Here is a 23,495-nt window from a genome sequence, read left to right as displayed (position 1 = left end):
AGTCAACTCTTATTTTGCAGAGCATCCGGAGATGATGCTTGGATCTATGGAATATGACACAAGGATTTACGGACAGGACAGCAGATATACAGTCTGTGTGAATAATGATGAGAACTTCAATATGTATGAGACTCTCAATAAGGCTATCGGTAATATCAAAGCCCAGATGACAGATTTTGAGAGAGTGGCAGATGAGGCGGAGCAGACGGAGGAAGTTATCCCGGCTGATCCGGATGTGAGAAACTACACTTACACATTTTTTGAAGGAAAACTCTATTACAGGGAAAATTCCGAGATGGTAAAAAAAGAAGTATCACAGACTGCCGAAGAGCGAATCCGAAGCCTTGATGAAATCAGACAGATAACAAGAGAGCTGATTGATATCCAGATGGATGGCTGCAGCGAGGAGGAGCTTTCTGATAAGCAGAAACTTCTTAATGTAAAATATGATGCCTTCGTAAAGCAGTATGGAGCCATTACTTCAAAAGCAAACAGAATAGCATTCAGGGATGACAGCGATTATCCACTTCTTTGCAGCCTTGAGGAAGTAAACGAAGATGGGGAGGTGAAAAAAGCGGATATGTTTTATAAGCAGACGATTAAGGCAAAGACAGTCATAGACAGAGTGGAGACCGCTGTGGAAGCATTAAATGTATCCGTCAATGAATTTGGATATGTAAATCTTGCCTATATGCTTTCTATCTATGAGCCGGATATTATTAATGCAAAGGAAGAACTTGCAGAAAAGTCCGGACAGACAGTGGATGAGATAACGCTAAGTGATGATGCTTTGGCAGAGCTTAAAAGGGCAGTTCTTGTGGAAGAGCTGGACGGACTGGTTTTCCTCAATCCAGACCGCTACAACGAGAACAATCCCGACATCGGCTGGGAGACAGCAGACGAGTATCTTTCGGGAAATGTGAGAGACAAACTTCGTGTAGCAAAGGCTATGGCGGCTGATACAGACAATCCGCAGGCAGAAAGATTTGCAGGCAATGTGGCAGCACTTGAAAAGGTGCAGCCGGAATGGATTGAAGCTTCGGATATTGATGTAAAGATTGGTACGACATGGATTGAGTCGCTTGATTATGAGCAGTTTATCTATGAGCTTCTCAATACACCAAGAAGAGCAAGGGCAGTCAGAAGCCAGTTTTACAATACAGGCATTCAGGTACACTTAAATAAGATGAGCATGGAATGGTTCATCGAGAATAAGAGCATGGATAAGCATTCAGTGGCAGCTACTAAGACTTATGGTACAAGCCGCATGGATGCTTATTCTATTTTTGAGGATACGCTGAATCTTAAAACTGTAACAGTAAGGGATAGGATTGATGACGGTGATGGCAAATATCATTACGAAGTCAATAAGAATGAGACAATGCTTGCAAGGGAAAAGCAGAACATGATCAAGGAGAAGTTCAAGGAATGGCTGTTTGCAGAGCCGGAGCGAAGACAGAAATATGTGGAGTATTACAACGAGACATTCAATAACATCCGTCTGCGTGAGTATGATGGAAGTCACTTACAGTTTCCGGGAATGAATCCGGCGATTGAGTTAAAGCCACATCAGAAGAATGCGGTGGCAAGAATCCTTCTTGGAGGAAACACCCTGTTGGCACACTGCGTTGGTGCCGGAAAGTCCTTTGAGATGATGGCTGCCTGCATGGAGCAGAAGAGACTCGGACTTGCCAATAAGACGATCATGGTTGTTCCAAAGCCACTTATCGGTCAGACGGCATCAGAGTTTTTAAGGCTTTATCCGTCAGCAAATATCCTGGTTGCCACAGAGCGTGATTTTGAAAAGAGCCGCAGGAAGCAGTTCGTATCAAGGATTGCAACAGGTGACTATGACTGTATCATCATGTCGCACTCGCAGTTTGAAAAAATCCCGATCTCAGCAGAGAGAAAGGAAAGAATGCTCAATGAGCAGATTGATGAAATCAGCTATGCGATTGATGAGATGAAGGAGCGTAACGGGGAGCGTTGGACTGTAAAACAGATGGAAAGCCAGAAGAAAAAGCTGGAGGAGCAGCTGAAATCCTTATCAGATGAGAGCAGGAAGGATGACCTTATAACCTTTGAGGAACTTGGTGTGGACTCTATCATGGTTGACGAAGCGCACAATTTTAAGAACCTTGCGATTTTTTCCAAGATGAATAATGTGTCAGGTATCAGCAGCAGTGGAGCGAAGAAGTCAACGGATATGCAGCTTAAATGCCAGTATTTGTCTGAGATAAATGATGGCAGAGGCATTGTGTTTGCGACAGGTACGCCAATATCCAATACCATGTGTGAGATGTATGTCATGCAGCTTTACTTACAGAAAGCGGCACTTGAAGAGATGGGGATTTATCACTTTGATTCATGGGCAGCGAACTTTGGTGAAGTGACAACAGCACTTGAGCTTACTGTAGAGGGAAGCGGTTTCCGTTTTAAGAGCAGGTTTAATAAGTTTACGAATCTGCCGGAGCTTATGAATATCTTTAGAGAGGTAGCTGATGTGCAGACCGCAGACATGCTTGACCTTGATGTGCCAGCCCTCAGAGGAGGCAAGCCTATTATTGTGGAGTCGGAGCCTGACTGGTATGTGAAGCAGGTTATGGAAGACTTTGTTGTGAGGGCAGAGCGTATCAGAGGTGGTGGAGTTGATCCAAGTGTGGATAACTTCTTAAAGATTACCCATGAGGCAAGACTTCTTGGAACAGATGCAAGACTGATTGATAAGGATGCACCAAATAATCCTGACGGAAAGCTCAATAAGGTAGCAGAAAATGTGTGGAAAGAATATGAGAAAGGAAATGCCAACGGTCATATAGGCTGCCAGCTTATTTTTTCGGATATCGGCACACCGGGACCGGATAAGGACTTCACTATTTATGATTATCTGAAGGAAACTCTTATCCAGTATGGTATTCCGGCAGAAGAGATAGCATTTATCCATGATGCCAAGACAGATGCACAGAGGGATGCACTTTTTAAGGAGATGAGGACAGGTAAAAAGAAAGTTCTTATTGGTTCAACGGACAAGTGTGGAACGGGTGTCAATGTGCAGACACACCTTGTTGCAATGCATCATGTGGATTGTCCGTGGAAGCCTTCTTCTATTGAACAGAGGGAAGGACGAGGCATACGACAAGGCAACGAAAATGAAGAGGTGGCAATCTACAGATATGTCACCAAAGGAACCTTTGATGCATACAACTGGTCGCTCGTTGAAAATAAGCAGCGTTTCATCAGTCAGGTTATGACAAGCAAGGCAGTAAGCCGAAGCTGCGAGGATATCGACGAGGCAACACTTTCCTATGCAGAGATTAAGGCGGTTGCCACAGGTAATCCTTTGATCAAAGAAAAGATGGAGATTGACAATGATGTCCAGAGATTAAAGCTCTTAAAGGCATCCTATGACAATCAGAGATATGGACTTCAGGACAACTTTATGATTAAGTACCCGAAGCTCATTAAGACAGCAACAGAAAAGCTTGCCAATGTCCGTGAGGATGTAAAGGCAAGGGATAAGGAGCTGATTGATAATCCGGAATTTGCCATTACTATAGGCAAAGCAACTTACACTGAGCGTGTGGATGGCGGAACGATGATGCTTGAAGCAATCAGCAAATGCAAGACCGGAGAGACAACTGCAATCGGCAAGTTCCATGGATTTGAGCTGCTTGTGGAAAAGAACTTCCTTGACATCAATTATATGGTGCTTCGTGGAAAGACTGAGTACAAGGCAGAACTTTCCACAAGTCCGGTCGGCAGCATGGTAAAGCTGGAAAACCTGTTCAATGGACTCCATGAGAACATTGATTTCTTAGAAAAGAAGATTGAGCAGTACCAGAATGACCTTGAAGCTTCAAAGGCAGAGTATGACAAGCCATTTGCATACAGCAAGGAACTGGAAGAAAAACTGGCAAGGCAGTGTGAACTGAATGCTCAGCTTGACCTTGAGAACGCAAAGGCTGTGGATGCAGACCTGAGCGGACCGGAGAAAGAAAGAGAAACAGATGACAGGATGGAATCTGCAGCAATTGTGGCAGAGGATAAAGGTGCTTATCCAGCCGACAGAGAGGGCAGAACACGATAGGAGAGTGAATAATATGAGCATAAGAAAAGTGGTCGCAGGACTACTGATTACAGCAGGGATTGCCATTATGGCAGTCCCTTTTTTCTGGCGGGCAACAGGAGAAAAACAGACAGAACAGCTCATAAGTGAATTTGAGCAGACATTGGAGGATGATTACGATGAAGAAACAGGTGTGGAGGAAGAGCAAACCTCCATTAGTGAAGAGGATGAAGCCATTTTTAAAGAAGGCGGTGTTATCGGTATCATTGAGATACCGGGCATAGATATCCGGTATCCGGTAATGGAAGGAACCACAAGTAAAGTGCTTAATGCCGGGATCGGTCATATAGAAGAAACAGCAGGGATTGGGGAGAGTGGCAACTGTGTATTGTGCGGTCACAATGGCAGCAGATATGGCACATTTTTTACACCACTAAGTCAGATATCCATAGGTGATGAAGTAATGATAACCGACAAAAATGGACAGAAGCATATCTATGAGGTAACAGAGACAGATGTAGTAAATCCGTATGATAACAGCATCAAGACACAGGGTGATGAAAAAGAACTAACTCTTTTTACCTGTTCCCAGAAAGGAACCATGCGTTTTGTAGTCAGGTGCATTTATAAGGAGGCGGAGATGGATGAATAAGAGATACCGGTTAGGTGAGATAGAAGAGGCAGTATCGGAAATGGAAGAGCTAATTGACATCGAGGATGATATTGCAGAGATTGATGATGAATTTCAGATAGTCGTAAGCGGCTGGTCTGTGTATGTCGAAAGCCTGAATCTGACACTCAGACAGGGAATAGCCTGTGTATGGGATGCAGTGGAAGGATTATTTATGCCTGATTTTGATGTGACCATCGTGTATGAGGGGAACATTGAAACACAGGAGTGGCTCTACTATGAGCAGGACGGAATGGTCGTTACACTTGGCAACTGGTTAAATGGCAGATTGTCTTGTGAACAGATAGAACAGCTTTGGTGTGAGTTTATCATACCGGAGTAAAACAAAGAACAAAAAGAAAGCGAGGAATAGCATATGAAGTATTCAATTAAGGTAAACGAAGTAAGGGCAAAAGAGGGCAGCAATATCAAAGGATTTGCAACAGTGGTATTCGGTGATTCATTTAAGATCACCAATATTGCAATCCTTGAGAATAAGGATAAGGGAGAGCTTTTCGTATCAATGCCAAGATACCGCTCCAATGAGCGTGATGAAAGCAACGGTGTGATCTATAAGGATGTGTGCAATCCTATTACAGCAGAGTTTCGAGAGGAACTCTATACCAATATCCTTGATGCCTATGCAAGAATTAAGGAACCGGAGAAAGAGGAGACACAGAAGCAGGAGCGTACACAGGAAATGCCGGAGTTTTCCGTAACTGTGACACCTTATGAGAGGGAAGGTAGTAACATCAAGGGACTTGCACGCATTTATTTTGAAAACAGTTTCATCGTAAATAATATCAATATCGTGCAGGGTAAAGAGAAAATCTTTGTATCAATGCCTTCTTATAAGACAAAGCAGGTGGATGAGCAGGGCAAGCCAATCTATCAGGATGTCTGCTATCCGGTCACAAAGGATTTCAGGGAAAAACTCTATAATGAGATTATCTCTGAATATGAGAAAGCAAAGGATAAGAGCAACGAAAAGGCAAGAGAGAGTGCAGAGAAACATCATGGCAATCCCGATAAAGAGAAGGACAAAGAGGCGACGCCCTTTCGATAATCAGTAATCAGAGTACAGGGGCGGCCAAGGCTGCCCCATTTACAGAATGGAGGAAACAGAATGGATATGGAAGCAGGAAAAACACTTACCAATGAGGAGGTTATAAGGGAACTTCTCAAATTACTAAAAAAGAATACCATGAAAGAGCAGGCAAATGATGTATTTGAAATATGCAGTTATGTGGATGGTCTGGAGAAAAAGATTGATTCCATGATGGAAGAACTCACCAACATGCAGAACCAGATCAAAGAAATGCAGGAAGATACACTTGTCAATAATGCAAAAAAGGCATTGTCAGAAGCACAGGAGCGACTTAATACCAGATGTGAGCAGATAAAGTCACAGGTATTAGAAGTGAAAGAACAGGTCAAATCTACAGCAAAGAGCATAGTTGATGAAGCAAAGGCAAAGGGAAGAACTGCATTATACAGGGTGTCGGAGTTCTTAGCAATTAAGAAAAGGCTTCTTGATATCCGAGAGAATGTAAGAGGTGCAATCAAGACCACGGATAAGGATATAGCAAAGACAGCGCTTCTTACAAAAGGATTTCGTGAAGCTGGTCAGACAGCAGCTAATGCATTCCGTACTTTTGCTGACAAGCCAGAGGTGGATTATTCACAGAAAGAGCAGAAACATCCCATTACAAAGGCGGTGCTTGCACCTATGAAAGCAGTGAGAAAGTTGTTTGTATCAATGGAGCTGCATTTGGATGCATCTATAGATAAGCTGGATAATCTGGCTATGAATGTGCAGCTTGATAAGGAAAAGTATATGGAGAATGTGAAAACAAAGGAACAGGAACAGACAGAGCCGGAGAGGGCAGAAGCTGAGCGAGTGGAAGCAGAGGTTGTATATTCACCGATGGTTGCTGAACCACAGGAGTATCAGTATAATGCAGATGCATTTGATGCTAGAGGTGTGGATGAGGTGAAGCAGGAAGCGGCACATAAGGAAGTATCAAAGGTAAGAGAAGATAAAGCCAGATAGTTTTGAGGACGTGGGAGAGATTCTGCGTCCTTTTTTAGTGCGGATCAATTTGATAGATGTTATAATGTGAAAAGATAAATGCGAAACATGCGCTATACTAGCAAAAGTTATTAATTATATAAAGGTGGGAGAAATTTGGCAAAAAGTAAAAAGACAAAAACACATAAAAAGATAGATGGTCAGCTTTTACAGATGAACAAGAAGTTTAGTAATCTCAAGATGAAACAGAAGGATAAGATTACAGGCTGGGTGTATGAAGAATATAAAAAATATGTAGCAGAACATGAAAAAGCCCCGGATTCATTAGCTGATGAACAGATTGTTGAAGCTGTACTTGATAAGATAAATGAGGCACAAATCTGGATACCAGATGGAGAGATATACGATTATTATCGAAGAAAGAAACCACAACTTCAGAAGAGGCTTGATAGTGAAAAGTTGATTGAGTTTAAATCATATGTCAGCTTTTATAAGAGCATTGTTGATCAGGACAGGGCATCCGTTGTTATATGCAATCTCAAACATGAGATTATCTACATGAATCCGGCAGCTGTTACCAGCTATGCGAAGCGAGGAGGCGACAAACTTATCGGAAGAAGCCTGTTAGACTGCCATAATCCGGAATCAAGAGATAGAATACAGCAGGTAGTGGACTGGTTTGCAGCAGATGAAAGACATAATATCGTTTATACTTTTCATAATGAGAAACAGAATAAAGATGTTTACATGGTGGCACTCAGAGATGAGGGTAATCTGATAGGATATTATGAGAAACATGAATATCGAAATTCAGAAACCATGAAACCATACGATTTGTGGTGATGATATGACTAAGGATGAATGGTACAAGCAGTTATTTGAGAGACTGGATAATTCCAAGTTCAGAAGCAGTTTCCATCTGAAGCAGAAAGATATTGATTACATAAATGAAAAAGGTCTTGATACAATAAGACAACATGCAAAGGATTTTATTGCAAAGAGAGAAGCTCCGGCATATATAGCAAATGATGGCAAACAGACACCAATGCGTGGACATCCAGTATTTATTGCTCAGCACGCTACAGCAACATGCTGCAGGGAGCGCATCCGAAAGTGGCATAAAATGCAGCCTGGCAAGGAACTAAGTCAGGTGCAGCAGGATTATCTTGTAGATGTAATTATGACATGGATTCAAAAAGAAATGGAGAGGCAGGAACATAAAATATGAGTTTGAAAAATGTATTGATTATTGTTGATAACATTGACGAATCAATTGATTTTTATGAAGAACTGTTTGGACTGCGTGTGATTACAAGGCAGGAAGGTAATGTGATAATGTCAGAGGGGCTTGTATTGCAGGATGTAGATGTATGGTATGATAGTACAAAAATACATACAACTCCACATAACAATATGACAGAACTTTATTTTGAAGATAATGATATAGAAGGTATTATTGAAAAACTGGAGTCTGGCAAGTATGTTGTAAGTTATGTTACGGATTTAATGGAACTTGAATGTGGACAGAAGCTTGTAAGATTTTATGATCCATCAGGAAATCTTATAGAAGTACGAACACCAGTTAGCCACAACTGAAGAAAGCGGATTTGAGAAAAAATGCAGATATTTGTAGATGCGGATGCGTGTCCGGCAGTGGACATTGTTGAGACAATAGCAGAGAAATACAATATTTCCATCACATTGCTGTGTGATACGAATCATATTTTGTATTCTGATTACAGTGAGGTGATTGTGGTAGGCGCAGGAGCAGATGCAGTAGATTATAAACTAATTAGCATATGTCATAAAGGGGATGTAGTAGTATCGCAGGATTATGGTGTCGCTGCAATGGCACTTGGGAAAGGTGCATATGTTATTCACCAATCAGGCAAGTGGTACACGAATGAGAACATAGATCAGATGCTTATGGAGCGACATCTTAACAAGAAGGCAAGACGCAGCTCTCATAAGAATCATATGAAAGGACCGAGAAAGCATACGGAAGAAGATGATGTACGCTTTGCACAGTCCTTTGAAAAACTTATACTGATGGCAAAGTCAAAAGAAGGTGCTCAAAGTGGGACTATTTAGGAAAAAGACAGTTACAAAGACATATGATAAGGAAAATAAGAAACCGGTAATTAAGGCCAGCATATGTAATGGTGAACAAGTTGCAGGTTTTAAGGATATTCATACAGGTAAAATAGAAGAGGTTATGCTGATTAAGAACCAGGCAGACCTTGATGCATTCAAGAAAATGTATGGAATAGATGGAGAGATAGAAAAGGAATACTGATATGAATATACAGATATTTGGAACAAAGAAATGCAATGATACTAAGAAGGCGGAGCGTTTTTTCAAGGAGCGGGGCATAAAGTATCAGTTCATTGATATGAAAGAAAAAGGTATGAGCAAAGGAGAATTTAATTCAGTAGCTCAGGCAAATGGTGGATTAGAAAATATGGTTAACTGGGATGGTAAGGACAAAGATTTACTTGCTCTTATTAAGTATATCGCAGATGAAGATAAGCTTGAAAAAGTGCTTGAGAATCCACAAGTAATTAAAACACCAGTAGTAAGAAACGGAAAGCAATCAACATTTGGTTATCAGCCGGATATCTGGAAAGGATGGAACTAAATGTACTTAATTAAGACTTTAATGGGAGATATAACAAAAGTAACAGATGTGCAGGCAATTGTGAATGCAGCAAATAACTCTCTTCTTGGCGGAGGCGGTGTAGATGGTGCAATTCATAGAGCAGCAGGACCGGAGCTTCTGGCGGAGTGCAGGACACTACACGGATGTGAGACTGGAGAAGCAAAGATAACAAAAGGATATAATCTGTCATGTGATTATGTGATACATACTGTAGGACCGATGTAGGACGGATTTTGCGGACATTCAAAATAAAAAAGAATGTGGAGGTAACAGACAATGGCAAAATCATTATTTGAGGAACTGGGCGGCAAATACGAAAGGCAAGGGGATTATTTGATACCGTGCTTAACTGTACCCGCCGAAGAAGAACAGGCAATAGGCATCTGGGGGCAACGGCATTTAGATTATCTAAAACAGTACCGTAAAGTTACATACACCAATCTTCTTACAAGCGGCAGGCTAAACGCCTACCTTGCCGACATCAACAGACAGGCACAGGAACGCTTTGAAAGGCTCATAGAGGGTATGAAACAGGCACAGGGCATAACGGAACAGCTAAAGGCAGAAAACGCCTTAGAATGGACAGGATGCCTCAATAACATAAGGGCTTGTGCGAGGGAGATTGTGGAAAAGGAAATTATTTTTGCATAAACAGATGATTAGTGGCAGGGGGAAATCCTGCCGCTTTTTCTGCTTTAGTTTGTCAGCTTGACAAATAAAGGGTTAAGGAATATAATTAGATTCAGTATTATACAAGGAGTTAATAAATATGCGGCAAGGTATTCTTAAATAAACTGTCAATTTGATAGTGGGAACAAAAAGTAGCAGTCCCGTTTCACTTTTAATATGGGGCTTAGTTTTTTGTACCCAGTTTAAGAATACTTTTATCATGTAATTTTATATGCCCGAAAACATATAAGTGTTTTGGGGCTATTGGAGTTATTTACCCAGTGATAGGAGTATTTATCACTGGGTATTTTTATGCCCTTTTTTGGGTGTTGATAGGAGGAAAATCACATGAAAATAATTAACTTAGGCATTCTGGCTCACGTTGACGCAGGAAAGACAACATTAACGGAAAGTTTATTGTATACCAGTGGTGCAATTGCAGAACTAGGGAGCGTAGATGAAGGCACAACAAGGACAGATACAATGAATTTGGAGCGTCAAAGGGGAATCACTATCCAGACAGCAGTGACATCTTTTCAGTGGGAGGATGTAAAAGTCAACATTATAGATACGCCAGGCCATATGGATTTTTTGGCGGAAGTATACCGTTCTTTATCCGTATTAGACGGAGCAGTATTATTAGTTTCTGCAAAGGATGGCATACAGGCACAGACCCGTATACTGTTTCATGCACTACAGATAATGAAGATTCCGACAATTTTTTTCATCAATAAAATTGACCAAGAGGGGATTGATTTGCCAATGGTATATCGGGAAATGAAAGCAAAGCTTTCTTCGGAAATTATAGTGAAGCAAAAGGTTGGGCAGCATCCCCATATAAATGTAACGGACAATGACGATATGGAACAGTGGGATGCGGTAATTATGGGAAACGATGAACTATTAGAGAAATATATGTCAGGGAAACCGTTTAAAATGTCAGAACTGGAACAGGAAGAAAACAGGAGATTCCAAAACGGAACGTTATTTCCCGTTTATCACGGAAGCGCTAAAAACAATCTGGGGATTCGGCAGCTTATAGAAGTGATTGCCAGTAAATTTTATTCATCAACGCCTGAAGGTCAATCTGAATTATGCGGGCAGGTTTTTAAGATTGAATATTCAGAGAAAAGGCGGCGTTTTGTTTATGTGCGTATATATAGCGGAACATTGCATTTGAGGGATGTTATTAGAATATCTGAAAAAGAGAAAATAAAAATCACAGAGATGTGTGTTCCGACAAACGGTGAATTATATCCATCCGATACAGCCTGCTCTGGTGATATTGTAATTTTACCAAATGATGTTTTGCAGCTAAACAGTATTTTGGGGAACGAAATGCTGTTGCCGCAGAGAAAATTTATTGAAAATCCTCTCCCTATGCTCCAAACAACGATTGCAGTAAAGAAACCTGAACAGCGGGAAATATTGCTTGGGGCACTTACAGAAATTTCAGATGGCGACCCTCTTTTAAAATATTATGTGGATACTACAACGCATGAGATTATACTTTCTTTTTTGGGGAATGTGCAGATGGAAGTCATTTGTGCCATCCTTGAGGAAAAATATCATGTGGAGGCAGAAATAAAAGAGCCTACTGTTATATATATGGAAAGACCGCTTAGAAAAGCAGAATATACCATCCACATAGAAGTCCCGCCAAATCCTTTCTGGGCTTCTGTCGGGTTGTCCATAGAGCCGCTCCCTATTGGAAGCGGAGTGCAGTATGAAAGCAGAGTTTCACTTGGATATTTAAATCAATCGTTCCAAAATGCGGTTATGGAGGGGGTTCTTTATGGCTGCGAGCAGGGGCTGTATGGATGGAAAGTGACAGACTGTAAAATCTGTTTTGAATATGGATTGTATTATAGTCCTGTAAGTACCCCCGCAGACTTTCGGCTGCTTTCCCCTATCGTATTGGAGCAGGCTTTAAAAAAAGCAGGGACAGAACTATTAGAGCCATATCTCCACTTTGAAATTTATGCACCGCAGGAATATCTCTCACGGGCGTATCATGATGCTCCAAGGTATTGTGCAGATATTGTAAGTACTCAGATAAAGAATGACGAGGTCATTCTGAAAGGAGAAATCCCTGCTAGATGTATTCAAGAATACAGGAACGATTTAACTTATTTCACAAATGGGCAGGGAGTCTGCTTGACAGAGTTAAAAGGATACCAGCCAGCTATTGGTAAATTTATTTGCCAACCCCGCCGCCCGAATAGCCGTATAGATAAGGTTCGGCATATGTTCCACAAGTTAGCTTAACAGCTTGCAAAAGTCATATAAAATGAGATTTGAAAGGAGAATGTAACTTCATGTTTGCTAAAAATTCAAAGGCATATTCTGTCTACCTGCTGTTCCGATTTGTCTGTTCCCTGGCGGTTTCTATGTCCACAGTGCTTTCCATCGTGTACCACCTGGAGGTGGTGCAGCTGGATGCTTTCCAGCTTGTCCTGGTAGGGACGGTTCTGGAGACCTCCTGCTTTCTGTTCGAGATACCCACCGGTGTGGTGGCGGATTTGTATAGCCGTCGGCGCTCGGTGCTGATTGGAATGTTCCTCTACGGCCTGGGCTTTCTGATGGAGGGTGCGCTACCGTGGTTCGCGCCGGTTCTGCTGGCCCAGGTTGTCTGGGGTTGCGGTGATACCTTCATCACCGGCGCTCTGGAGGCGTGGATTGCCTCGGAGGAAGAGGACAAACCCATAGACAAGGTGTTCCTGCGGGGCAGTCAAATGGGGCAAATCGGCGGCGTTCTGGGCGTGGTGCTGGGCACACTGCTGGGAAACATAAACCTGCAAATGCCTGTCATCTTGGGGGGCAGTTTGTGCTTGTTGTTGGGGCTGGTGATGGTTCGCATCATGCCAGAAACCAACTTCTCCCCTGCTATTGAGGAACGGCAGGGCTTGCTTAAAGACTTTGTCTGCCTGTTCAAGCTCAACCTGGGCTTTGTGAAAGGCGCACCTGTGTTGCTGGCGCTCTTAGCAATCACACTATGCGGGGGACTTGCCAGTGAAGGCTTTGACCGGCTCTCCACCGCTCATTTTCTGGATGACACGGTAATACCCGTTATCGGGCCGCTGAACAGCGTCACTTGGTTCGGTGTTATCAGTCTTATCGGCAACGGCTTAGGTATTCTGGCTTCTCAGTTGCTCATCGCCCGCATGGAGAAAAAAGGGACTGTCAGCCGAACCAGTGTGGTCATGTCCACCAGTGCCGGGTATATCCTGTGCCTGGTTCTCTTCGCGGTGGGGCGGAGCTTTTGGTTCATGTTGTTGGTGTTCCTGCTGGCGGGGCTTATGCGCACCATCAAGGAGCCTGTGCTGGCCGCCTGGATGAACGACCATGTGGATGAGAAAATGCGCGCCACAGTCTTTTCCACCAGCGGACAGCTGGACTCTTTCGGGCAGATCATCGGCGGGCCTATTGTGGGGCTGGTAGCCCAGCAGGTGTCCATACCCTGGGGGCTGGTCTGTACCGCTTTCCTGCTGTTGCCCGCGCTGTTCTTAGTGCCGGTGGCGGGAAAGAAGCGGGATTGATATGGCATAGTTAAGTTTACTGACGAGCGGGAGATTACTTCCGCTCGTCTTCATTTAGTAGCGCAAAATTTGAGGACTCTTTATTTCCTTATTCGGTATAGCGGAGGCGGCTGTCAATTCGACATAATTTTCTTGTGATACTTTACCGTACATGAGCATTTGTTTCGTATTTGAAAGAACAAACTCACCAAATAAAAAAAACGATATTCGGGTGGGTTATTTTGTTATACCCTAAATTACCCTCTGAATTTGTTTTTAAATTTGGAGGGATTTTTTTATGTCCTTTTTTCGGGCAGTTATCTATCTGCTCATACGAAGCAAAATTTATCAATACATAGCATATCAGAGAACGGCAGGAAACCAGTTAAAAAAATTTCTGCCAGTGCAACGGTACTTCTCACCTTGAAAGTAGAAGTACAATCTCCATACAATAGAATTACTATTTCCTATAACCGTAAAGGTCACAGAGCCTTTGCGGTTTTTCTTTTGTCGATTTTTGTTGGAAAGTGCCGTAGGGCTGTTTCTGATATGCGGTGTCGTTCTCCGCCTCTCCATCTGGATTTTTTACATTTCAAAAATTCAGATGGGAGGTATTTATGGTGAAATATGCACCAAGAAAGGTATATATCAGAGAAAGTGGCGGCTATGTGGAATTATCCTACACGGAGTTCTGCCGTTGCAGGGAATCCGACCAGACCTATATGGACAAGCTGTTTATCCCCATTCAAGGCTGTCTGCTTGAAGTCGTGAGGGAGCAATACACAGACTTCTACCGTGACAAGGAACGGTGGCGTTATCTGCAAAAATTAGATACAAAGAATAGACTGCTATCTCTCGACGGATTTACGGACAGCGAGGGGAATCCTCTGGACTTTATCACTGATGAAGCGGTGGACATTGCAGAAACCGTTGTCAATGCGGTCATGGTGGACAGGCTGAAAGCCGCCCTGCCTTTGCTGTCGGATAGTGAACAGGAGCTGATACAGGCAATCTTTTTTGACGGACTTTCCGAGCGTGAAGTCGGGGCGAGGTTGGGCATAACCCAGAGCGTTGTAAACAAACGCAAAGCCAGAATCCTAATAAAACTAAGAAAGATAATAGAAAATTAAAATTTAAGGCGTTCAGCCCCCTTGTTTTTTCCTTTGGGAAGATGAGGGGGCTTTTCTCTGCCCTCTCAATCAATTCTGATTGGAGGAAGTAAGAATGGCATACAACCACGGACGGGAGGACAGGAAATGGCGTATCTGGAAAGAAGCGGAGGAAAAGCTGCTGCGTGAGTGCGGCGTTGATGAAGCGACCATTGAGCAGATACGCATGGCGGACAGGGCAGACTTCAATTCCAACAGGCGGTTTTACCGATGGACGAATGACGTTGCGGAATATCTTGAGGACATGGCAGGCAGGGAGCGGCAGGCGGAAGTGGGTACGGTTGCGGAGTTACTGGAAGAGATTGAGAGCGAAAATCTCTATCAAGTATTAGTCACGGTGGACGGGCGTACCTTGAAAATCGTCCTGCTGAAAATGCAGGGGTATTCCACAAAGGAGATTGCCCCGCTTGTGCATTTGACGACTGGTGCCATCTATGCGAGGTTAGACCATCTGCGGAAGAAGCTGCGGAAAATTTTATAGCTTCTAAAACAGCCTGCCATCCTGCGGGCTACTGGGTGAGGGATGGAAATCCCCTCACTCATTTTTTGCAGGAGGACAACAGGATGGCATACAGGGTTAAGGCATACACGCTTCGGGAGGAATCCACGGAAAGCGGCACAAGGTATTTTATCAGCTTTAAGGACGGGCAGGGCAAATCCCACGAGTTGGAAGTGTCGGAACAGTTCTTTATGGAGTTTCGGCAGATGGAGCGCAGGAACAGGAATCTTTTCTAATGGGACGAGCGGCACAGGGAGTTTAACGAGGTATGGGACGAAACCCTTTACAGACGGGCGTTGCGTGTGCCTAAGAGCCTTGATGAACGCATGGTTGAGGAAGAACGGAATGAAACGCTCTATAAGGCGGTTGGGAGCCTTCCAGAGATACAAAGGCGGCGTTTCCTGCTCTACTACGAGTATGAGTTCAATTTTTACCAAATCGCCGCTATGGAGCATTGCACCGCTTCGGCAATACAGAAATCTGTTGCGATTGCAAAGGAGAAAGTAAAGGCGGAAATTGAAGAAATATCTCCAACCGTGACCGACACCGCCCGAAAAAGAAATCTGTTTTTTATTTGTGTGGGATTGGCGGCATTACATACTCTCACTTTTTTCCGTGGGAGTAAATCTATTTTTAAGGAGGTCAACGCCTATGTGCAACGAAAACAAAGACACCGCCCGAAAGGAGGAAAGCCATGCAGAAGTTACAGACAGTCAACGCCGAAACGCTCCTTTATGAACCGCTTGAGAAACCATCCTTTGTGGTGGACAGCCTTATCCCGACAGGCTTATCGCTGTTCTGCGGCTCACAGAAGATAGGCAAAAGCTGGCTCATGCTGAAGCTATGCTTATGCGTGTCGCAGGGAATCCCTTTATGGGATATGCCGACAATGGAGGGCGATGTGCTTTACCTCTGCCTTGAGGACACGTTCTGCCGCATACAGGACAGGTTATTTCGTTTGACGGACGAAGCAAGCGGGCGGCTCCACTTTGCCGTGGCAAGCTGCAAGCTGTCAGACGGTCTTATCGTGCAGCTTGAAGATTATCTGAAAGATTACCCAGACAGCAGGCTCATTGTCATTGATACCTTGCAGAAAGTCCGTACAGCTTCAAAAGACAATGCCTATGCAAGCGACTATGGGGACATCTCCCTCATCAAAGACTTTGCCGACAGGCACTCTCTGGCGGTCATTGTCGTACACCACATCCGAAAGCAGAATGACAGCGACGTGTTCAACAAGGTGTCTGGGACGACAGGATTAACGGGGAGTGCGGACGCTACCTTTGTTCTGGAAAAGGAGAAACGTGCGTCTGACACCGCCAAGCTGTATGTGACGGGCAGGGACACGCCTTATCAGGAATACACGCTGCGTTTCCGTGATTGCCGTTGGGAGCTTGTGGAGCGGAAAACGCAGGAGCAGCTTGCGAAAGAAACGATACCAGATGTCCTTTTTCGGTTGGTGGATTTTATGAGGGATAAGGAAGAATGGATAGGCACGGCAACGGAACTGTTAGCCGCTATGGGGGAAACGGAAACCATACCCACGGTGATTACGAAATGGCTGAATGAATACCGCACCACATTTTTAAGCGAGAACCGTATCTGCTACCAGTACAGCCGCAGGAAAGACGGCAGGCGGATTGCCCTTGCAAGGAGGGCGGGTGACAGCGGTGATGGTGGTGACAGCGATATTAGGATACCCCCCTGTTACTGTCATTGACGCTTAAAGCCATGTAAAGCTGGCGGCTCTGCCCTGCGGGTGACAGCAGTGACGGTGGTGACAGTGATTTTAGGATACCCTGCCGCTGTCATCCCTACGGGAGAACACCCCGTAAACGCAAAATGCAGGCGTGAGATTTACTCGCCCTTTTCGGTCGTGTAAAACCACCCCTGCGGTCAGAAAAATCATTCCGATTTTTCCGACTGCGTTTACAGGGTGTAACACACTACACTTTGCCCTGCAAAGTCGTGTGCCAGACGTTCCCTCTGGACTCCCTTAAGGCAGGGCTGTGCCCTGCTATCCTACGCCTTACGGCTTCGGATAAAAGAATGGCGGCATGACGGTGACGGCTCTTGCGAGGGGGGTATCCCAAAAACACCGTCATCATCGACATGACCGTCATGCAGGGGGTGAGGGTGACAGTTGCGGCAGTCGGCAGGGGGTATCCCAAAACTGCTGTCACCACCGTCACCGCTGTCACCCCAAAGGACGGTCACCCGCCGAAAGAAAGGAGGAATCCGCCTATGCCTTATGCAATCCTGCGTTTCCAGAAACGAAAAGCGGGCGGCGTTGCGGCTTGTGAACGCCACAACGAGCGGAAGAAAGAAGCCTACAAAAGCAACCCAGATATAGATATGGAACGCTCTAAAAACAATTACCATCTCATAGCACCACCAAAGTACACCTACAAGAAAGAGATTAACCGCATGGTAGCCGAAGCGGGGTGCAGGACAAGGAAAGACAGCGTGATGATGGTGGAAACGCTCATCACAGCTTCACCAGAATTTATGAACCAGTTACCGCCCGAAGAACAAAAAGCGTATTTCCAGACGGCTCTTGACTTCATTTCGGAGCGTGTTGGAAAGCAGAATATCCTCTCCGCTGTCGTCCATATGGACGAGAGAACGCCCCATATGCACCTCTGCTTTGTGCCGATTACGCCAGACAATAAGCTGTCAGCGAAAGCTATCTTAGGCAACCAGAAATCATTATCCGAGTGGCAGACCGCCTACCATGAGCGGATGTCCTCACGGTGGAATCAGCTTGAACGGGGGCAGTCCTCAATGGAAACCAAGCGGAAACACGTCCCCACATGGCTCTATAAATTAGGCGGCAGGCTTGATAAACAGTATGAAGAAATCGTGTCTGCCCTATCCGACATCAACGCCTTTAACGCAGGGAAGAAAAGGGATAAAGCGTTAGATTTACTCTCTGCATGGCTGCCAGACGTGGAGAAATTCTCTAAGGAAATCGGGAAACAGCAGGCGTATATCGACAGTTTGAAAGAGAGAATTGGGCAGGAATCAGACTATGCGGGGCGTATGCGTGATGAAAAGTACGAGCAGGAACTAAAGGTGCAGAAAGCGAATCAGAAGATATTTGAATTGCAGAGAACCAACGAGCAGATGGGGCGGCTGCTGTCAAAAATACCGCCCGAAGTGTTGGAAGAATTGCAGAAAAATCATAGAAGCAGAGCGAAAGAAAGGTAGATATGTGAATGAAGAAACAGGATTTTAAGGTGTTAAAGACCAAAGACTTGTACCCGTTCCCCGACAATCCGTTTCATGTGGCAGAAGATGAAACACTGTCAGAGTTAGCGGAAAGCATCAAGGAATTTGGCATTGTCACGCCGATAATCACACGCCCGAAAGAGGACGGGGACGGTTATGAAGTGATTGCAGGACAGCGGCGTGTCCGTGCTTCTGAACTTGCAGGGATAAATACCGTGCCTGCGTTTGTCCTGCCCTTAGACCGTGACCGAGCCATCATCACCCTTGTAGACAGCAATTTGCAGCGTGAGAATATCCTGCCATCGGAGCGGGCGTTTGCTTACAAGATGAAATCCGAAGCCATGAAGCGGCAGGGTTTCCGCACAGACTTAACCTCGTCACAAGTTGTGACGAAGTTGCGGACGGACGACAAGGTGGCACAGGGCTTCGGCGTGGGCAGGATGACCGTGCAGCGTTTTATCCGCCTGACGGAACTGATACCGCCGATTTTGCAGATGGTGGACGAGGGGAAAATCGCCCTCACGCCTGCGGTGGAACTGTCCTTCTTGAAGAAAGACGAGCAGGAAAACCTCTTTGCCACGATGGAGAGCGAAGAAGCAACGCCCTCACTCTCACAGGCACAGCGGATGAAACAGTTAAGCCAGAGCGGGCGGCTTGACATGGATACGATATTTGCGATTATGACGGAGGAAAAGGGCAACCAGAAAGAAACCTTGAAAATCAACACAAGCAAGCTGAAAAAATACTTTCCGAAGAACACAACGCCGAAGCAGATGGAGGAAACCATCATCAAACTTTTGGAGCGTGAGTTGCAGAGGAAACGCAACCGTGACAGCCGCTAATCTTCTTTTTTCGGGAAGTAAATACAGAGAGTTGAGGTATGGAGAATGAGAGAAATCCAGTATGAAATCGTAAAGGAAATCGCAGTATTGTCTACGGGCGACAGTGGCTACACAAAGGAAATCAATCTCATTTCATGGAATGGGAAAGAGCCGAAGTATGACATCCGCAGCTTTTCCCCGAACCGTGAAAAGTGCGGCAAGGGAATCACGCTGAACGCTGATGAAGCGGCGGCACTCCTTAAAGCATTACAGAAAGAATTAAACAGCGAGGATTAATGGTATCTGATTGGCAGGGCGGGGACATTTCCAAACTCTTCCCTGCCCTGTCTGGAAAGGAAGATTTAAGTATGGGCGAGGATAAGAAAGCAGATAAAAAGAGAAAGCGTATCGTGCCAAAAGCACCAGTGCAGATGATAATCAGCCGTGAATATGTCGGCACACAGACCGTTACAGAAGCGTTTGTCCCGATTATCTCCGAGGATATTCGGAAGAAGATTGCCGAGGGCGACACCTTCGACAATGAGGGGCTGTCCGCTTAGAATGTACGCAATGGGACATGAAAACAGATAGGACAGATACGGAGGTTTTACAGTATGGCAGGAATCAAAGAAGAAAAGAAAATCTATTTAGTCGGCATTTATTGCCGCTTATCTAAAGACGATGGTACGGATAACGAGAGTGCGAGCATTGCGACACAGAAATCCATCCTCACGGATTATGTGAAAAAGCAGGGATGGCACATAGCAAAAACGTATGTGGACGATGGTTATTCTGGTACAAATTTTGCTGGGGTTAGATAGCGATACTTTTTACATCTACCATGTTGCGGCGGTCATGGTTGACAACTTGCGTCGGCTCCTGCTCGGTATCAACCTGTCCGACAAAGCTATAATGGATTTCGATTTTCCGGGTGTTGGTTTCCCGGTCTAATTCATGTATCAAAATACGGTCGATAAACTCATGGACGTTTTCATAGGTCAATTCCTGTATGTCGCTGTATTTCCCGACAATCTGAATAAACCTTGATATATCCCTTTTTCGCTCGGTAACGGTTGCGATCTGCTGTTGTAACTCGTCTATCCTTGCGGCAAGGGATTTCTTTTCGTCCTCATAGCCGGAAGTTAGAAACACAAACCGTTCATCTGTCAGTCTGCCTAATGCGTTGTCCTCATACAGCTTGCGGAAAAGCGTGTCAAGTTCGGTCATACGCGCCTGTGCTTTGAAAAGTTCCTTTTGCTGCTGCGCTAATGCCTTTCTCGCTTCCATGTCGCCGTACTCGGTAGCTTTACAGATAAAGTCCTGTTCGTGTTCCTTAACATACCGCAAAACCCGCCGCATATCTTCCAGCACTAAATCAAGAAGTACGTTTTTGCGGATATAATGAGAGGTACACTCGCTGCCTGTCCTTGCCCTGTTGCGCCATGCGCCGCAAGAATAGGAAAACTTGCGCGGCTCGATATTTACGCCCTGTTGGTAATACATCTTATGTCTGCAACCAGCGCAAAACAGCAAGCCGGAAAAAATATCAATCTCCGCTGCTTTTGTCGGGCGGTGGCGGGTAGCAATCCGCTTTTGCGCAAGTTCAAAGGTTTCCTCGTCAACAAGCGGCTCATGGGTGTTTGGGAAGAAATAGCGTTGTTCTTCTTCGTTCTTCCGGGTCTTTTTCGACTTGTAGGATACCTTGTGAGTTTTCGCGGTTATGGTATGCCCTAAATATTCCTGCCTTGCTAATATGTCATAGAGCGTTTTGTCCGGCCAAGTATAGGGGGCGATCATTGCCCGCTGATACCGCGCCTGTCCTGTACGCTGATAGCGCAACGCTCCAATCGTCAAGACTTTGTTTTCCGCAAGCCATTTTTGGATTTCGCACATACGCACGCCGCTAACAAACATAGCGAAAACCTGTTTGACAATCGGCGCGGTTTCCGGGTCGGGTATAAGGTGGTGGCGGTTGTTCGGGTCTGGGATATAGCCGTATGGATATTCCCCGTTGACGCGCTCGCCTTTTTGCGCCTGTGCCTGTTTAACTGCGCGGATTTTCTTGCTTGTGTCGCGGGCGTAAAACTCGTTAAACCAGTTCCGCAAGGGGGTAAACTCGTTATCCTCCCGCGCTGTGTCAACTCCGTCGTTGATCGCGATATAGCGTACTCCGTTTTCGGGAAATACAATCTCTATGAGTTCGCCCGTTTTCAGATAGTTTCTGCCAAGACGGGAAAGGTCTTTGGTAATGACCGTCGCCACTCGTCCGGCTTCCACTTCCTGCAACATCGCTTGCAGCCCCTCGCGCTCAAAACTCACGCCGGAAAATCCGTCGTCCACAAAAAACTTTGTGTTCAAAAAATGGTGTTCGTCCGCATAGCGTTGAAGTATCATTTTTTGGTGCTGTATGCTTCCGCTTTCTCCGGCTTGCATATCCTCTTGACTTAAACGGCAGTAAAGGGCGGTGATTTTATTCGACTGTAACATTAGTCCTCCTTTCCGACAGCCGAATAAACAGGTATAATGTGTTGCTATCATTATACCATATCCCGCCGCCTAATGCACTACTCGGACGCTAAAAATCCCGGATTTCCGGGCTTTTTCTGCAAATCCTTTACAATGAGTTTCTCAATCTTTTTATGGATTGTATCGGTTGCCTTTTCACTCGGCAACGCTTGAACAAGATAGGTGATTTTCCCTATTTTGCGTTCGGTTGTAATTGTCTGTTTTTTATCCATTAGAAAAACCTCCTTTTCCTGTATGGATAAACTATATTCGTCAAAAGGCAAAAACGGGCGGTTGTTAGCTGCAACCTCACGGGAGTTTCACCCCGGCCCATGCTTATGGGTGCGCCGCGCAATACTTTGAGGGTGTTCAACGCGGGAGTATCATTGTGCCGCCTTGTATGTCGTCGCCCACAAGCTGCTAAACCTGTTTTACGGCGCGGTAGTTCTCGCTCGGCTTTTCCCCTATGGGGAAAAGCTGTCATGGCGTACCCGCCGACTGGCTCGGTACAGACGGAATGTACCCGTTTGCCTGTTATGCTGCGCACCAAAGGCCGCTTTCTTTGTCAAAGAACAATAGGCTTTGTCGGCCTGCAAAAGCACATCAACAGCGGATATGCTTTTGCGGAACGACAAATAGCCCATAACGGGAAGCGTGGAAAGGGGACACGCTCCCCGCATGGGCTAAAAGATTATCCTACATGAAAAGCAAGGGTGCGGGTAATAAGGCGCACTTGCAGCCTGTTACGCATTTCCTCGTCCACATAGGAATAGGTATTGCCCGCGTCGTCTTTCAGCGTGCGGGTACAAAGTTTCGCTATGTAACCCTCGTAGTGCTTCAAGATCGCGCACATGGCGGTTGTGTCGCCGTTTGCCGCTGCGGAAATGACAGGGAACGGCAACAGATTTTCAGACTTCCTAACGGTATTCATCATCTGCTTTTCCCTCCAAATACTGTTTGATTTTCGCAAGCGCGGATTTCCTGTGCCGGAAAACCGTCGTGCGTACAACATTCAGCAGTTCGCCAATTTCCGCGTCGCTCATATCCAAGAAGTAGGACAAAAGGATAATGTCGCGTTTCCTTTCGGGCAAAGCGTTAAGGGCTTCGGCAAGCAGTTCATTTTTGACGAGTACATCAAAGCCGGACACTTGAAAACGGAAATAATCGCTTTCGTATTCGTCCGTTGTGAAAAGCTGCGCGAGTTCGCTTTCGCTCAAATCCGAAAAAGTAACTTCGCGTGCTGCGCGTTTCGCAAGAGTGCGGCGGTGGCTTTTCGCTTCGCCGACCAAAGTTTTCTTTGCTAATGCGTCGTACTGATGTTGTATTCTTTCCTTGTCGGAAGAAGATAGCTCCATAGAGTTCACCTCCTTCCCGCGTGGAGTAGAGGACGGGAGTTAAGGGCTTGTCCTCTCTGCCCCTTTCGCTCCGTACCCGTTCGGGAGATGGCTCTTGAGTGCGCTTTTCAGAAAAAAGTTGAAAAAAGCAAAATGCGCCCGTCCGCAAGACGCGGACGGGCGCAAAGGAAATGTAAGCAGTAGCTAAATGTATTGACAGTTCACATTCATAGCCGGAATATCCCGCTTGCGGAGCATAGCTTTTTTTGACCGCAAAGCATTAGGCGGGTTACAGTAAATAAAAATGGACACGGCGATACC

At 45.2% G+C, this 23,495-nt stretch carries 24 protein-coding genes and 4 pseudogenes; 24 read left to right on the top strand and 4 right to left on the bottom strand.

What is annotated here, in order from left to right:
• The 24 genes and pseudogenes from DXA60_RS01160 to DXA60_RS01040 form a co-directional block, all read left to right on the top strand.
• Nucleotides 1-4,087: helicase-related protein (locus DXA60_RS01160; RefSeq protein WP_158570849.1), on the top strand; the 4,087-nt coding region annotated here is incomplete at its 5' end.
• 13 nt (nucleotides 4,088-4,100) lie between these two features.
• The gene (locus DXA60_RS01155) at nucleotides 4,101-4,718 is read left to right on the top strand and encodes a class D sortase (protein WP_117918770.1); all 618 of its coding nucleotides are present in this window, start codon (nucleotides 4,101-4,103) and stop codon (nucleotides 4,716-4,718) included.
• Nucleotides 4,711-5,079: a hypothetical protein gene (locus DXA60_RS01150; protein WP_117918769.1), complete on the top strand. Its 369-nt coding sequence runs from the start codon at nucleotides 4,711-4,713 to the stop codon at nucleotides 5,077-5,079. Before DXA60_RS01155 ends, DXA60_RS01150 begins: the two co-directional genes overlap by 8 nt.
• 33 nt (nucleotides 5,080-5,112) lie before the next feature.
• A complete protein-coding gene (locus DXA60_RS01145) occupies nucleotides 5,113-5,802 on the top strand; it encodes a SpoVG family protein (protein WP_005340521.1) in 690 nt (229 codons plus the stop codon).
• Nucleotides 5,803-5,862: 60 nt separating this feature from the next.
• Nucleotides 5,863-6,789, top strand: a complete 927-nt coding sequence (locus tag DXA60_RS01140) for a DUF6674 family protein (protein WP_117918767.1) — start codon at nucleotides 5,863-5,865, stop codon at nucleotides 6,787-6,789.
• Between the two features lie 135 nt (nucleotides 6,790-6,924).
• A complete protein-coding gene (locus DXA60_RS01135; protein WP_117918765.1) occupies nucleotides 6,925-7,611 on the top strand; it encodes a PAS domain-containing protein in 687 nt (228 codons plus the stop codon).
• A 4-nt stretch (nucleotides 7,612-7,615) separates the two neighbouring features.
• A complete protein-coding gene (locus DXA60_RS01130; RefSeq protein WP_117918763.1) occupies nucleotides 7,616-7,996 on the top strand; it encodes a DUF4186 domain-containing protein in 381 nt (126 codons plus the stop codon).
• On the top strand, nucleotides 7,993-8,364 hold the full coding sequence (locus DXA60_RS01125) for a VOC family protein (RefSeq protein WP_117918761.1): 372 nt from the start codon (nucleotides 7,993-7,995) through the stop codon (nucleotides 8,362-8,364). The genes DXA60_RS01130 and DXA60_RS01125 overlap by 4 nt, the downstream gene beginning before the upstream one ends.
• Before the next feature lie 21 nt (nucleotides 8,365-8,385).
• The gene (locus DXA60_RS01120) at nucleotides 8,386-8,859 is read left to right on the top strand and encodes a YaiI/YqxD family protein (RefSeq protein ID WP_117918759.1); all 474 of its coding nucleotides are present in this window, start codon (nucleotides 8,386-8,388) and stop codon (nucleotides 8,857-8,859) included.
• Entirely contained in the window at nucleotides 8,846-9,064 is a 219-nt protein-coding gene (locus tag DXA60_RS01115; protein ID WP_117918756.1) for an aspartate dehydrogenase, read from the top strand. Before DXA60_RS01120 ends, DXA60_RS01115 begins: the two co-directional genes overlap by 14 nt.
• A 1-nt stretch (nucleotide 9,065) precedes the next feature.
• A complete protein-coding gene (locus tag DXA60_RS01110) occupies nucleotides 9,066-9,407 on the top strand; it encodes an arsenate reductase family protein (RefSeq protein WP_117918755.1) in 342 nt (113 codons plus the stop codon).
• Nucleotides 9,408-9,650 (top strand): annotated as a pseudogene (locus DXA60_RS01105) (macro domain-containing protein); the annotation flags it as partial.
• Nucleotides 9,651-9,704: 54 nt separating this feature from the next.
• Entirely contained in the window at nucleotides 9,705-10,079 is a 375-nt protein-coding gene (locus tag DXA60_RS01100; RefSeq protein WP_001129922.1) for a TnpV protein, read from the top strand.
• Between the two features lie 366 nt (nucleotides 10,080-10,445).
• Nucleotides 10,446-12,365, top strand: coding sequence for a tetracycline resistance ribosomal protection protein Tet(O) (tet(O), locus tag DXA60_RS01095; protein ID WP_117686175.1), 1,920 nt, complete (start codon nucleotides 10,446-10,448; stop codon nucleotides 12,363-12,365).
• A 50-nt stretch (nucleotides 12,366-12,415) separates the two neighbouring features.
• Entirely contained in the window at nucleotides 12,416-13,636 is a 1,221-nt protein-coding gene (tet(40), locus tag DXA60_RS01090; RefSeq protein ID WP_024407615.1) for a tetracycline efflux MFS transporter Tet(40), read from the top strand.
• A 599-nt stretch (nucleotides 13,637-14,235) separates the two neighbouring features.
• Entirely contained in the window at nucleotides 14,236-14,745 is a 510-nt protein-coding gene (locus DXA60_RS01080) for a sigma-70 family RNA polymerase sigma factor (protein ID WP_105116765.1), read from the top strand.
• A gap of 94 nt (nucleotides 14,746-14,839) precedes the next feature.
• Nucleotides 14,840-15,265 (top strand): sigma-70 family RNA polymerase sigma factor, encoded by a 426-nt coding sequence (locus DXA60_RS01075; RefSeq protein WP_000323895.1) that lies wholly within the window; start codon nucleotides 14,840-14,842, stop codon nucleotides 15,263-15,265.
• Nucleotides 15,266-15,348: 83 nt separating this feature from the next.
• Nucleotides 15,349-15,823: pseudogene (locus DXA60_RS01070) on the top strand (RNA polymerase sigma factor).
• 154 nt (nucleotides 15,824-15,977) lie between these two features.
• A pseudogene (locus DXA60_RS01065) lies at nucleotides 15,978-17,010 on the top strand (AAA family ATPase).
• 517 nt (nucleotides 17,011-17,527) lie between these two features.
• Nucleotides 17,528-18,493 carry a MobV family relaxase gene (gene mobV / locus DXA60_RS01060; protein WP_001820668.1) on the top strand — a complete coding sequence of 322 codons (966 nt, stop codon included), beginning with the start codon at nucleotides 17,528-17,530 and terminating at the stop codon, nucleotides 18,491-18,493.
• An 8-nt stretch (nucleotides 18,494-18,501) separates the two neighbouring features.
• Nucleotides 18,502-19,356: a ParB/RepB/Spo0J family partition protein gene (locus DXA60_RS01055; RefSeq protein WP_000743700.1), complete on the top strand. Its 855-nt coding sequence runs from the start codon at nucleotides 18,502-18,504 to the stop codon at nucleotides 19,354-19,356.
• Nucleotides 19,357-19,401: 45 nt separating this feature from the next.
• The gene (locus tag DXA60_RS01050) at nucleotides 19,402-19,632 is read left to right on the top strand and encodes a YdbC family protein (RefSeq protein WP_001206986.1); all 231 of its coding nucleotides are present in this window, start codon (nucleotides 19,402-19,404) and stop codon (nucleotides 19,630-19,632) included.
• 71 nt (nucleotides 19,633-19,703) lie between these two features.
• Nucleotides 19,704-19,895 carry a hypothetical protein gene (locus DXA60_RS01045; RefSeq protein ID WP_001820669.1) on the top strand — a complete coding sequence of 64 codons (192 nt, stop codon included), beginning with the start codon at nucleotides 19,704-19,706 and terminating at the stop codon, nucleotides 19,893-19,895.
• Between the two features lie 54 nt (nucleotides 19,896-19,949).
• Nucleotides 19,950-20,141 (top strand): annotated as a pseudogene (locus DXA60_RS01040) (recombinase family protein); the annotation flags it as partial.
• Nucleotides 20,142-20,148: 7 nt separating this feature from the next.
• Here the strand turns inward: DXA60_RS01040 and DXA60_RS01035 are convergent.
• The 4 genes from DXA60_RS01035 to DXA60_RS01015 all read right to left on the bottom strand — a co-directional run bounded on the left by DXA60_RS01035 (nucleotide 20,149) and on the right by DXA60_RS01015 (nucleotide 23,195).
• Complete coding sequence (locus DXA60_RS01035; RefSeq protein WP_002604471.1) at nucleotides 20,149-21,822, bottom strand: recombinase family protein; 1,674 nt, start codon at nucleotides 21,820-21,822, stop codon at nucleotides 20,149-20,151.
• 77 nt (nucleotides 21,823-21,899) lie between these two features.
• The gene (locus DXA60_RS01030) at nucleotides 21,900-22,073 is read right to left on the bottom strand and encodes a transposon-encoded TnpW family protein (RefSeq protein WP_002604472.1); all 174 of its coding nucleotides are present in this window, start codon (nucleotides 22,071-22,073) and stop codon (nucleotides 21,900-21,902) included.
• A 458-nt stretch (nucleotides 22,074-22,531) separates the two neighbouring features.
• Nucleotides 22,532-22,774: a helix-turn-helix domain-containing protein gene (locus DXA60_RS01020; RefSeq protein WP_002604473.1), complete on the bottom strand. Its 243-nt coding sequence runs from the start codon at nucleotides 22,772-22,774 to the stop codon at nucleotides 22,532-22,534.
• Entirely contained in the window at nucleotides 22,758-23,195 is a 438-nt protein-coding gene (locus DXA60_RS01015) for a sigma-70 family RNA polymerase sigma factor (RefSeq protein WP_002604474.1), read from the bottom strand. The genes DXA60_RS01020 and DXA60_RS01015 overlap by 17 nt, the downstream gene beginning before the upstream one ends.
• Between the last annotated feature and the right edge of the window lie 300 nt (nucleotides 23,196-23,495).

The organism is Roseburia sp. OF03-24 (assembly GCF_003463035.1).
Lineage (GTDB): Bacteria > Bacillota > Clostridia > Lachnospirales > Lachnospiraceae > Roseburia > Roseburia rectibacter.
This window is presented reverse-complemented; position numbering and strand designations above follow the sequence as displayed.